We start from the raw sequence: 12,414 nt of genomic DNA, 5'->3' as shown, positions 1-12,414 counted from the left end.
CTGACGCGCACCTGTGCGCAGAAGGCATGCGCAAGTGGCGGAATAGGCAGACGCGCACGGTTCAGGTCCGTGTACCTTCGGGTGTGGGGGTTCAACTCCCCCCTTGCGCACCAGAGGGCGGTTCAGGAAAAGGACGCTCCGAATTCAGGAAAAGGCCCCGGTGGGGGCCTTTTCTCGTTTCTGGGCAGTTCCCGCTCGGTGTCGCGGCGGCAGTTAGACCATGCGGTCGATGCTTGGCGTGGTCGGGAGCTTCGCGAGCCTTCGGATGTCAGAATCCGGGCACGACGAATACCCCGGGGGTTGATCCGGGGTATTCGGTGCGGGCGGGCCCGCGGTTGTTCAGTTCGTTGCGCTGTTGTCGATCAGCGGGTTGGGGTTCCGGTGGAGGCGGACTTTCGAGGGTTTGTTCCTCCGCGCCCTCCTCGGTCGGTTCGGGCCAGTACGACCGCGCAAGGTGAGCGTTCTTCGGGGTGAGCGTGACTCGCGCGGCGAGCCGATGGATGAAGCTGATGATCTTGTCCAGGTTCGACGCGACCATCGCGAGGATCGACGCGATCGTTGCGAACGTGGCACCTCGGCTGAGGCGGAAGCCGGCTTCGGCCAAGTTGAACTTCGCTGCCCGCTTGATGGAATCGTTCTGGCTCTCGACGGAGTTTCTGTGTCCGTACCACTTCGTGTGCTCGGACCCCCGAACTCGTACTTCTGCATGTACTTGTACATCTCCGGGGTGGGGTGGACGACGACGGTCTTCTTCGTGATCGGTTTGATCGGTCGCCCGGTCTTCGGGTCGATCGCCTTGGTGAGCTTCGGGTCGGGGTACATGAACTGGTAGCTGCCATTCGGTCGCCTGCCCCCTTGGGCAGCATGCGCCATACTCTGCGGGCCTCGCGGAGGTGCTCGTAGCGCGCCTCGATCGCACGGATGGCTTCGTCGCATCGCTGCTCGGCGGCGGCTTTGGCTTCGTTCGACGTCAGTGTCTTCTTGAGCGCGTTGAGCTCCTTGCGCTCTCGCCGTTCCTCCGCCTTGCAGTTCTTCTCGAGGTCTCGAAGCTCTTCCGGGAGGTAGTAAGGGTAGAGCGAGCCGTCGACGAGGATCGCCTGAGCCTCGGGGATGGTCGCTTGCACGCCGTGCTGGGTGACCTTGTAGTCGAACACGGGAGTGAAGTCGGCTTCATGCAGCCAGATCTGGAGGTCCATCGGGTCCGAGTTCGGCAGGTACGCGAGGTCGGCCATCAGATGCCACGCAGGGTAGCGGGCGTTCAGGTAGCTTTCGAGCAGTTTCCTCCCCGCGCCCTTGATCATGCCGGGCTTGTGGGTGAGCGTTCGAAGAATCAGGAGCGGAAACGGCGCAGGCTCACCGGGTCGGTTGACGACCATGGTGACGACTTCGGCCTCGAGTCCCCAGCAGCGCTTCGACGTGAAGTCGTCTGCCCCGTGGTCTCCATCGCGCTTGCACCACCCGCGTCCGGCGTTGCGGTGCGTCGTCGCCGCTCCGGGTCCCTGTTGCTGTTGCCGTCAGCCCCCGGAACCGGATAGTACGTTGCGTCCAGCGCGAGGTTGCCGAGGAAGCTCTCTTGCGCGCGCGACGGCATCATCTTGAATGTAGCGTCCAGCAGCGCATCAGAGAGCTTCCGCATCCGCGCTTGTCGTCGGCTCGCGGCCTCGGGATCCCGAGTCTCGAGCACTGCGAGTTGCGTCCCGCATAGTGGTGTAGCGCGGTGGCCGAGCTCGTCGCTGAAGACGTAGACGCGGTCACCGTGTGATCCTTCGAGAAGTCTCTTACCTCCACTCGAAAGGCATCATCACGATGACCGCTCCTCATATTGTCGACCCTGCCGGCCTGCTCGGCGAAGCCCTGACCGACGCGTCCCCGGATCTGATGCGCTCGCTGCTGCAGACGATGATCAACGCGCTCCTGTCTGCCGACGCGGATGCCGTCGTCGGCGCCGAATGGGGCCAACGCAGTCCCGGCCGCCAGGCGCAGCGCAACGGGTACCGGCACCGCGACCTCGACACCCGGGTCGGCACGATCGACGTCGCCGTCCCGAAGCTCCGTTCGGGCACGTACTTCCCGGACTGGCTCCTCGAGCGACGCAAACGCGCGGAGTCCGCCCTGATCACCGTCGTCGCGGACTGCTACCTCGCCGGCGTGTCCACGCGTCGGATGGACAAGCTCGTGAAGAGCCTCGGGATCCACTCGCTGTCCAAGTCACAAGTGTCCAGGATGGCCGCTGACCTCGACGAACACGTCGACCAGTTCCGACACCGGCCCCTCGATGAGGCGGGTCCGTTCACGTTCGTCGCCGCCGACGCGCTCACGATGAAGGTCCGCGAAGGAGGGCGGGTGATCAACGCCGTCGTGCTGATCGCGACCGGCGTCAACGCCGACGGCCGCCGCGAAGTCCTCGGCCTCCGTGTCGCGACCAGTGAGACCGGGCCGGCGTGGAACAGCTTCTTCGCCGACCTCGTCGCCCGCGGCCTGGGCGGAGTCCGCCTCGTCACCAGCGACGCCCACCAAGGGCTGGTGGAGGCGATCAGCGCGAACCTGCCCGGCGCTTCCTGGCAACGCTGCCGCACCCACTACGCCGCGAACCTGATGTCCGTCACACCGAAGAGCATGTGGCCGGCCGTGAAAGCGATGCTGCACTCCGTCTACGACCAACCGGACAAGGACGCCGTCAACGCACAGTTCGACCGACTCCTGGACTACGTCGACGGGAAACTCCCCGACGCGTTCGAGCACCTCGACACTGCACGGGCCGACATCCTCGCGTTCACCGGATTCCCCGAGCCACTCTGGCAGCAGATCTGGTCCAACAACCCGAACGAGCGTCTCAACCGTGAGATCCGCCGCCGCACCGACAGCGTGGGCATCTTCCCGAACCGAGACGCGATCATCCGCCTCGTCGGCGCCGTCCTGGCCGAGCAGACCGACGAATGGGCCGAAGGCCGCCGCTACCTCGGACTCGACATCCTCACCAAGTCCAGACTCACACTCGTCCCCGACACCCGCATCGAGGAGGTGACCGACAGCATCCTCGAACTCAGCGCCTAACCCAACAACACGAAGGATCGAGCGCTACACCATTACCAGGGACTTGACCCACGCATGTCGAAGCCACACCCGAGGATTCTGCAGAGCTACGAGAGTTCTACTGGGTCGTCCGTTCGCAGAAGTTCGATGCAGGATGGTGGCTACCGCGACTGAAACGAGCGCTTCAGCTCGACCCGGAACTCGCGACGGAACGGTACATGATCGGCAAAGAGATCGCGAAAGCCGCTGACCTCGATCCCCGCGCTGCACTCGACGTAACCAGGCTCCTCGTGGGTACACGGCAGGCTCACGCACTTGCCGTGCACGATCTCTCTCTCAACACTGTTCCCATCGTGATTGCCCGCGCCCTTGACGCTCACGACGACCAGCTGAACAGCGATGCGATCGCCTTCATGAACGAACTCGGTGAGTCCGGCTACATCGATCTCGCCCGAAAGGTCGAGGCGGCACGAAATGGAACCATCACGAAGGACGACGTGCCTGACTAGCGTCGCTCGCGCTCTTCGAGCCGCGGAATCACCACACGCCCCTCGGGCCTTCGATGCGGCTTGTCGTTCGCAGTCGCTACGCTCGGATGCGTTCGAGCACGAGGAGTCGATGAGTGCGCCTGGAAGAAATCGCAGCGCCGCAGCGTCTGAGCGGAATCGTTCCCGGCAAGGCCGTGAGCGTCCTTGCGGCGTGGATGCACGGACCGAATGCGGTCGAGCTCACCTACCGGGACGACAGCGGCACCCTCGGCCAGGTAGTCCTCTATCGCGCGGACGAGCCTCGTGTCGAACTGCATCTGGAGACAGGACGACCATTCGATGCCGACGCTCGCGATTTCCGCCTCGCTGCGGAAGCGCAGCGGATCATGCTCGCTGGTCTGCATGACCCGATGCTCGCGGTCGCAACGAGTGACGTGCAGCCATTGCCGCACCAGATCCGTGCGGTGTACGGCGAACTCCTCCCGCGCACACCGCTGAGATTCCTCCTCGCCGACGACCCCGGTGCAGGGAAGACGATCATGGCCGGGCTGTACATAAAGGAACTCATCCTCCGCGACGACGTGCGGACGTGCCTTATCGTTGCGCCGGGCGGGCTCGTCGAGCAGTGGCAAGACGAGCTTGCGCTGAAGTTTGGACTCGAGTTCGAGATCCTCGCGCCGGGTGCCGAAGACACGGTGCCTGGGCGGACGGTCTTCGATCAGAAGCCGTTGCTCATCGCGCGGATGGACCAACTGGCCCGGAACGAGGCTTTGCTCGATCAGCTTGAGCAGTCCGAGTTCGATCTCGTTGTTGTCGACGAGGCCCACCGTATGAGCGCTAGTTGGTTCAGCGGCGAGCTCAAGGCATCGAAACGGTTCCAGCTCGGTGAAGTGCTAAGCGACCGGGCTCGGCACTTCTTGCTGATGACCGCCACGCCGCACAATGGCAAGGAAGAGGACTTCCAGACCTTCCTCTCGCTTCTCGATCGGGATCGGTTCGCGGGGCCTGGCGATCGACAGGCGCAGTCCGGTACCACTGATGGCCTGATGCGACGAATGGTGAAAGAGCGGCTAGTCACCTTCGAGGGACGCCCGCTCTTCCCTGAGCGAATAGCAGAGACCGCCTCGTACCGCCTTTCGCATGACGAGCAGTACCTCTACGAGGAGGTCACGGAGTACGTGCGCAACGGGATGAACCTCGCCGACCGACTCGAGGGCAAACGGAAGAACACTATCGGCTTTGCTCTGACCGTGCTCCAGCGTCGATTGGCGTCGAGCCCAGAGGCGATCTTCCAGTCGTTGCGTCGCCGCGCCGATCGACTCGAACGCCTTCGCGCCGACCTCATCGACGGCATCTTGGACGCGCCGCCAAAGGATACCCCGGCGATCCTGCTTGAAGACGACCCTGATATCGACGAGCTCGATGCCGCCGAACTTGAAGAGGCCGAAGAGGAGCTCGTCGACGCGGCCACCGCGGCTCGCACTGCGGCCGAGCTGGAAACCGAGATTCTCGACCTGCGGCGCCTGACCGAGGTCGCACGACGGCTTCTCGCGAGCCAACAGGATGTCAAGTGGCGCGAGCTGCGAGGCGTGATCGAAGGTCAGGTTCTCGCCCACTCGGACGGTACTCCGCGCAAGCTGATCATCTTCACCGAGCACCGCGACACCCTCAACTACCTCGAGCGTCGAATCGTGCAGTTGCTCGGCAGACGCGACGCGGTCGTCGCGATCCACGGCGCGGTGCCCCGATACGAGAGGCGTCGCATCACAGCGGAGTTCACGTCGAACCCCGAGGTGCAGATCTTGCTTGCAACGGATGCAGCGGGCGAAGGCCTGAACCTCCAAGCCGCGCATCTCATGGTGAACTACGACTTGCCCTGGAACCCGAATCGGATCGAACAACGCTTCGGACGTATTCACCGAATCGGGCAGACCGAGGTTTGTCGGCTTTGGAACCTTGTCGCTGAGGACACTCGCGAAGGCGACGTGTTCATTCGTCTGCTCGACAAGATCGAAGAGCAGCGGGCAGCTTACGACGGCGAGATCTTTAACGTGCTCGGCACCTCGCTCGGTGATCTCTCGTTGACAAAGGTTCTACGGGAGGCGATCCGATACGGAGATCGCCCCGAAGTGAAAGCACGCATGTGGGAGGTCATCGACGAGGGCGTTTCGGCAGGGCTTCGTGAACTCCTCGAGGAGGAAGCCCTGGCGAGTGACGTACTTGCGACGAGCGACCTTGAGACACTCCGTCGTGAGATGGAAGACGCGAAGGCGAAGCGCCTGCAGCCACATTTCATCCGGGATGCCTTCCTTGAGGCATTCGATCGACTCGGCGGCCGAATCGAAAGGCGTGAACGAGGACGATACGAAATCAGTCACGTGCCGGCCGCGGTCCGTGAACGTGCAGGCCGCGCGCCGATCGCTCGACGGTATGAGCGGGTGACTTTCGATGTGTTGACGATCGATCTCCAGGCTGCCCCACGGGCGGAGCTGCTTTCCCCGGGGCATCCTCTGCACGACGCGGTACTCCAACTCGTTGTCGACCAGTTCGGAAACGTGCTCGACCGTGGCACGGTGCTTACCTCGGAAACTGTGGCTGAACCAACTTTGCTGGTCGGCGTTCTGAACGAAGTGAAGGACTCGACGGGTGCTTCAGTGAGCAAGCGTTTCGGCTACTCATTCGTCGACGCCGACGGCGCTACCCGCGAAGCAGGAGCCGCACCCTACCTCGACTTCGCAGCGGCTGAGACTTCGCAGCAGCGGCTTGGCGCGAGTATGTCGTGGCTCTCACAACGCGAGCGAGATGCAGTCTCGTGGGTTATTGCCGAGCAGCTGCCCACATTCGCGAGCGAAGCAACTTCGCGGCGGACAACCGAGTTCACACGCCTCCGTGAGAGAGTTGCGAAGCGGCTGAGCCGAGAGGTGAACCGCCTCTACACCGAGGCACTGAAGGTTGACGCCGACGCCGCGGCTGGCAAGAAGGTGCGAGCCTCGAGCGAGACTTTGCGACGGCGAGCCGAGGAACTCGAACAGCGCCGCGAAAGCCGTATTGCGCTGATCGATCGGCAGCTGACGATGTCGCCGGTGTCACCCAGGATTACCGCGATTGCTCTCGTTATGCCTGCCGAAGAGCCTTCCGGAGTCGCAGATCAGATTGCGTCCGCGGATGCACGTGCGCTGATCGAGCGCCGCGGGGTCGATGCAGTGCTCGCGGCGGAGCGATCGCTCGGTCGCATTCCCGAAGAACAGGCCCACAACAACCCCGGCTTCGACCTTCTGTCCCAGCCCGCCGAGGGCGCGGGCATCCGTATCGAGGTCAAGGCCCGCATCGAGGGTGCCGACACCTTCACCATCACCCGCACCGAGGTGCTCACCGCGCTCAACGCCGCACCCGACCACCGACTCGCCCTCGTGCGCGTCAGCGCAAGCGGCGCGCAGCACGACGAAGTGCGCTACATCGGCAACGCCTTCGAGGGCGTCGAACCAGCCTGGCTCACCGACTTCGATGTCGTCTCCCAGAACCTTTCCTGGAATGACTGGTGGGCACGGGGCACCACGCCGTTCTGAGGCGGAGAGCCCGCCCGCCTCGCTCTGAGGCGAAGATTCTTTCGAATGCCCGCGTGTCGCGCGGCCCGGTGTCGTAGGCCAGCCATACGTTGATCTACTACCCAAAACGCCGCCGGGTGCGACCGGCGGCGTTCTCGGGCCTCGTGGATGAGGCGGAACCTGGAAAGTTCACCCGACTCTAGCGAGACAAGCGGCGATGTGCCCAAACGGACACGCCGAATGTCGAGCAGCGAGGCCCCGACGGCCGGACCGAGTCCGGCGGAAAGGAGCCGATAATGACGCTCTTGGATATCCCGACCCGCACCAGCGCCGTGGAGCACGCGCTCAACGAAGCGCGCTCGCGCATCCAGGTCACACCCGAGGAACTCGACGAGGCGCGTCGACGGCGCGACGCGCTCGCCGCTGCGCTCAAGCGCGAGTTCGGCGGGCGCACCTACGTCAACGGCAGCATCGCTCACGGTGACGCGCTCAACCCCCTGACCGACGTCGACCTCGGCGTCGTGATCCCGGACCCGGACGGTCTCTACGGGCCGGGCCTGCGCGGTCCCGGCGCACTCCAGGAGCGCGCGGCCGCCGCGATCCGCCGCGAACTGAAAGACGAGTACCCAAAGCTGCGAGTAGAGCACCTCAACCGCCGTCGCTCCATCCTCGTGCGGTTTGGTGACCCCGTGACGCCCGGCCAGGCAGACTTCACTGCCGATGTCATCACGGCCATCGACAATCGCACGGGTGCGGGGCTCTACATCCCGAACTACCGCACCTGGGATCGCAGCGACCCCGAACGACACACGGAGATGGTGAAGCAGGCGAACGATGCGAGTCGCTCGACGTTCGCGCGCGGCACCCGGCTCATGAAGCACTGGAACCGCAAGCACGACAAGCCGATCTGCTCGTGGAACATTAAGGCCCTCGCGCTCGGCTGCATCAGCGGGTGGGTGACCATGACGGACTACATCAGCACCTGGCTCAACCACGCCATCGAGCAACTGAGCATCGGCGAGACGCCCGATCCCGCGGGGGTCGCCGGGCCGATCAAGATCAACGAGAAGTTCACCCGGCTCCAGGTCGTCGCCGCGTTCCGGCAAGCGAAGGCCGACCTCGATCTCGCACTCCAATATGAGCGGGAGGGCTACCCGATCCTCGCGCTCAACCAGCTCGCCATCTTCTTCGGCGACGAGGCCGTGATGCCCAAGCCCGACCAGGATGAGGTGAAGCGCGTCGCGCGGGAACGGTGGCGCGGGAAGAACCCGTCGCTCGTGTCCACGCCCGCAGCCACCTCGTCCACGTCCGCCTACGGGGATCGCCTCCCGTGCGCTCGTGGGCGTGCTGATGCCCGATCCTGAGTGGTACGGCGCGGACGCCGCCTGGTTCGTTCCGCTCGAACGCGATGCATTCCGGCTGTTCGGCCGTCGACTCCGAGTGGAGTACGCATGGTTGATATTGCTCGACTCGAACCCCTGCGCGGTCGAGCTGAGCTGCGGAACGTGGATCGGCGCCGGCCTCGGGTCGCCTCGCATTGAAGCGGTGCCGCGACGGCGATATCACCTCGATGGGGTCGATGTCGTGGGACGAACGGAACCAGTTCCAGTCGTCGTCGAGTTTCGGCCTCAGCGGTACTTCCCCGGTGGCGGCGTGCGCGACGGTCGGGACTTCCCGGTGGTATACGCGGGAGCGATGCAGAACTCACCGCACCGCTACGAGGACGGCGCGCTGTGTCTGTACTACCCGGACGATCCTCCCGAACAGCGGTGGACGGCTGACAGGAGTCTCGCCGAACTCATCGTCCTGGCGCAGGATCACCTCTTCCTGGAGGACACCTACGCCGAGACCGGCGAGTGGATCGCGCCCCAGGCGGATCACGGTTTCATCGAGGAAGCAAGGCGCACCGCATGAACTGGCTCCTCTCGCTCTTTCCGCCTGCGCCGATCACCTGGGACGGGATCGCCACGATCGCTGCCGCGATCCTCGCCGCGGGGATCGTCGCGCTCGGCTTCCTCCACGAGCGGCGCCAGCACGCGCGTTCGCGCCGCGCGGAGGCATACGCGGGTGCGCTCCAGGCTGTGAGCGACTACCTCGAAGCGCCGTACCGCGTCCGCCGACGGTCAGGTGCCGTCGCGGATCGGTTCGCGCTCACGGCGCATGTCAGCGAGATCCAGTCGCGCCTCGACTTCTACGCCGCGCACCTCGCGCTCATCGCTCCCAAGGTTCTCGACGCCTACACCGCGCTGGTCGCGGCAGCGAAGGCGGAGGCGGGACCGCAGATGAGCGCAGCATGGAAGGCGCGTCCGACTCGACACGACCGGGACGTGCCGCTCGTGGCGGCGTACCCACATCCCCGCGCCGACGCCGCGCGCACGGCGGTGCTCGCGGCGATGAAGGCTCACCCGTGAGCACTCGCGGCGCACCGGGGCATTCCGGCCGCGTCCGACTCCGCAGGTAGGCTCGAAAGTCGCAGTATGACCAAGTGCGAGAGCGCATCTGAGAGGAATCCAGTGGCAGTCAAGCGCAAGCTGATCGAGGTCTCGATCCCGCTCGACGCGATCAACAAGCAGTCGGCGCGCGAGAAGTCGATCCGCCACGGGCACCCGAGCACCCTGCACCTGTGGTGGGCGCGGCGACCACTGGCGACGGCGCGGGCGGTGCTGTTCGCGCAGCTCGTGGATGACCCCTCGGTGCGCGAAGACGAGTTCCTCGCCGAGGCACGCGAGAAGGGCTACGAAGACCCCGAAGGCTGGGTCGGCCACCGCATCAAGCAGGAGCGCGAGCGCCTGTTCGACCTCATCACGCGCATGGTCGATTGGGACAACCTGGGCGATGAAGCCTTGTTCGACGCTGTGCGCGCCGAGATCATGAAGTCCACGAACGGCAATCCGCCCGCGATCCTCGACCCGTTCGCTGGCGGCGGCACGATCCCGCTGGAGGCGCAGCGCCTTGGGCTGGAGGCTCACGCGAGCGACCTCAACCCCGTTGCGGTGCTCATCAACAAGGCGCTCATCGAGATACCGCCGAAGTTCGCCGGGGGCGAGCCGGTGTTCCCCGGAGCGACAGGAACCCGAACCGACTGGCCGAAGGCAACGGGCCTAGCGGAGGACCTGCGACGGTACGGCGAGTGGATGCGCGACGCGGCGCAAAAGCGCATCGGCCACCTCTATCCGAAGGCGAAGCTCCCCGGTGGTGGGGAAGCGACCGTCATCGCGTGGATTTGGGCGCGCACCGTCACCTGCCCGAACCCGGCGTGCGGCATCGAGATGCCCCTCGTGCGCTCATGGTGGCTCGGCAAGAAGAAGGGCAAGGAAGCCTACGTCGTGCCGCGCGTAGTGGACCGGCGGATCGAGTACGAGATTGGGCACGATCCGAAGCTGGCTCCTGAGAAGGACAACGATGGGTCAGTCGGTCGGACTGGAGCGAAGTGTGTCGCGTGCGGCACCGCGGTCCCACTGAACTACATACGCGAGCAGGGACGGAGTGTGGGTCTCGGCCGTGCGCTCATGGCTACCGTCGCTGAAGGCAATCGTTCGCGCATCTATCTGGAGCCGACGGTGGAGATGGTCACCGCCGCTGAGGTGTCGGAACCTGACGAACTGCCGTCGGGCTCCTTGCCGTCGAATCCGCGCGACTTCAAGACCCCCAACTATGGGATGTTCACATTCGCATCGCTGTTCACGAACCGACAGTTGACGGCCTTGACGACGTTCAGTGATCTTGTTGCTGAAGCTCGTGCTCGTGTGGTGGCTGACGCTCGTTCCGCCGGACTGCCGAGTGGTCTTCGCCTCGAGCAAGGCGGCGACGAGGCAGAAGCCTACGCAGACGCGGTAGCCACCTATCTGTCCTTCCCGATCAGCCGCATGGCAAACAAGCTCTCAGCTATTTGCAGTTGGGACTCCAGCCCAAAGATGGAGTCCGTGCGTGGGCTCTTTGCGCGCCAGGCCATACCGATGGCGTGGGACTATGCTGAGGCAAATCCGTTCGCGGGGTCCGGCGGCGACTTCGCCGAAGATGTCGCGTGGGTTGAGCGAGTATTAGATCGGCTGCCGTCAGGAGAGCCTGCGGAAGCCGTCAACGCGGATGCTGCGGCGCGGTCTTACTCGGGTGTCTTGATCTCGACAGACCCGCCTTACTACGACAACATCGGTTACTCCGATCTGAGCGACTTCTTCTACGTCTGGCTCAGGCGCTCGCTTCGAACTATCCACCCGGATCTGCTTGGCACGATGCTCGTGCCGAAGTCTGAGGAGCTCGTGGCAAATCCCTACAGGCACGGTGGCCCTGATGGCGCTAAGGAGTTCTTCGAGAGCGGGTTTGAACATGTCTTCGCGCATGCGCGAGAGACCGCTACCGATGACTACCCGATTACGGTCTACTACGCCTTCAAGCAGTCGGAGACGGACGATCGCGGCGAGGCATCGACGGGATGGGAAACGATTCTGGGTTCGATGGTGCGCGCGGGATGGACCGTCACAGCGACGTGGCCGGTGCGCTCCGAGTTGGGCAACCGAATGATTGCCTCGGGCACCAATGCTCTCGCATCCTCGGTCGTGCTTGCCCTGCGCCCGCGCCCTGCGGATGCCCCCGTAACTGATCGCCGTGGCTTCATCGCGGCGATGAAGCGCGAGCTTGGCCCGGCGTTGCGGGAGTTGCAGCAGGGCGGGATTGCGCCGGTTGATCTTCCACAGTCAGCCATCGGTCCTGGCATGGCGGTGTTCTCGCGGTACGCGAAGGTCATCGAGTCGGACGGCTCCGAGATGACGGTGCGCTCGGCGCTCACGCGCATCAACGAGGTGCTGGATGAGCTGCTGACTGAGCAGGAAGGCGACTTCGACCCGGCGACCCGGTTCGCTATCGCGTGGTATCGCAGCAATGGCTACGACGCCGGGGCGTTCGGCGACGCCGAGAACCTAGCGCGTGCTCGCGCGACGGCGGTCTCGGCGATGGAGCGAGGCGGCATCCTGAGCGCCCGAGCGGGCAAGGTGCAGCTCTACCGCCCCGTCGACCTGCCCGACGACTACGACGTGACGACCGACCAGCACACCTCGGCATGGGAGGCGCTCCAGCACACGATCCGCATCCAGGAGACCAAGGGCATCCCGGCGGCGGGAGCTTTCCTGCACGAGGCGAGCCGCCGATCCGACGGCGCGGTCGACCTCGACCTCGTGAAGGAGCTGGCGTACCTGCTGTTCCAGGTGGCCGAGAAGAACGGTTGGACGAAGGACGCCATCTCGTTCAACGGCATCGCCACGTCGTGGTCGGAGCTGCTCGACTCTGGGCGGACAGCTGCGCCCGTCAGCACGGCTGCGACGCTCGACTTCGACGCGCTCGACGAGTAGCGC

10 protein-coding genes and 1 tRNA gene are annotated in these 12,414 nt (G+C 64.8%); 10 read left to right on the top strand and 1 reads right to left on the bottom strand.

Going from position 1 to position 12,414, the window contains the following annotated elements:
* The first annotated feature begins 28 nt into the window (after positions 1-28).
* Positions 29-113 (top strand) — tRNA-Leu (locus ET445_RS03765).
* A gap of 155 nt (positions 114-268) precedes the next feature.
* On the opposite strand, the gene ET445_RS03760 is transcribed toward ET445_RS03765, so the two are convergent.
* Positions 269-604 carry a hypothetical protein gene (locus ET445_RS03760; RefSeq protein ID WP_129188969.1) on the bottom strand — a complete coding sequence of 112 codons (336 nt, stop codon included), beginning with the start codon at positions 602-604 and terminating at the stop codon, positions 269-271.
* 54 nt (positions 605-658) lie between these two features.
* Here ET445_RS03760 and ET445_RS17130 point away from each other — a divergent pair, with 54 nt between their 5' ends.
* The 9 genes from ET445_RS17130 to ET445_RS03720 all read left to right on the top strand — a co-directional run bounded on the left by ET445_RS17130 (position 659) and on the right by ET445_RS03720 (position 12,411).
* Entirely contained in the window at positions 659-832 is a 174-nt protein-coding gene (locus tag ET445_RS17130) for a hypothetical protein (protein WP_165314286.1), read from the top strand.
* Positions 833-893: 61 nt separating this feature from the next.
* Entirely contained in the window at positions 894-1,535 is a 642-nt protein-coding gene (locus tag ET445_RS03755; protein ID WP_129188967.1) for a hypothetical protein, read from the top strand.
* Between the two features lie 271 nt (positions 1,536-1,806).
* A complete protein-coding gene (locus ET445_RS03750; RefSeq protein ID WP_129192390.1) occupies positions 1,807-3,054 on the top strand; it encodes an IS256 family transposase in 1,248 nt (415 codons plus the stop codon).
* Between the two features lie 197 nt (positions 3,055-3,251).
* Positions 3,252-3,542 (top strand): hypothetical protein, encoded by a 291-nt coding sequence (locus ET445_RS03745; RefSeq protein WP_129188965.1) that lies wholly within the window; start codon positions 3,252-3,254, stop codon positions 3,540-3,542.
* A gap of 113 nt (positions 3,543-3,655) precedes the next feature.
* On the top strand, positions 3,656-7,087 hold the full coding sequence (locus ET445_RS03740; protein ID WP_129188963.1) for a helicase-related protein: 3,432 nt from the start codon (positions 3,656-3,658) through the stop codon (positions 7,085-7,087).
* A 275-nt stretch (positions 7,088-7,362) separates the two neighbouring features.
* The gene (locus tag ET445_RS03735; RefSeq protein WP_129188961.1) at positions 7,363-8,430 is read left to right on the top strand and encodes a nucleotidyltransferase; all 1,068 of its coding nucleotides are present in this window, start codon (positions 7,363-7,365) and stop codon (positions 8,428-8,430) included.
* Positions 8,405-8,980, top strand: a complete 576-nt coding sequence (locus ET445_RS03730) for a type II CBASS E2 protein (protein ID WP_129188959.1) — start codon at positions 8,405-8,407, stop codon at positions 8,978-8,980. Before ET445_RS03735 ends, ET445_RS03730 begins: the two co-directional genes overlap by 26 nt.
* Positions 8,977-9,477, top strand: a complete 501-nt coding sequence (locus ET445_RS03725) for a hypothetical protein (RefSeq protein ID WP_129188957.1) — start codon at positions 8,977-8,979, stop codon at positions 9,475-9,477. The genes ET445_RS03730 and ET445_RS03725 overlap by 4 nt, the downstream gene beginning before the upstream one ends.
* 102 nt (positions 9,478-9,579) lie before the next feature.
* The gene (locus tag ET445_RS03720; RefSeq protein WP_243695311.1) at positions 9,580-12,411 is read left to right on the top strand and encodes a DUF1156 domain-containing protein; all 2,832 of its coding nucleotides are present in this window, start codon (positions 9,580-9,582) and stop codon (positions 12,409-12,411) included.
* Positions 12,412-12,414: the final 3 nt, after the last annotated feature.

The organism is Agromyces protaetiae, from assembly GCF_004135405.1.
In the GTDB taxonomy this organism is placed as follows: Bacteria; Actinomycetota; Actinomycetes; order Actinomycetales; family Microbacteriaceae; genus Agromyces; species Agromyces protaetiae.
The sequence above is the reverse complement of the archived record's forward strand: the minus strand, read 5'-3'. Positions and strand labels throughout refer to the sequence as shown.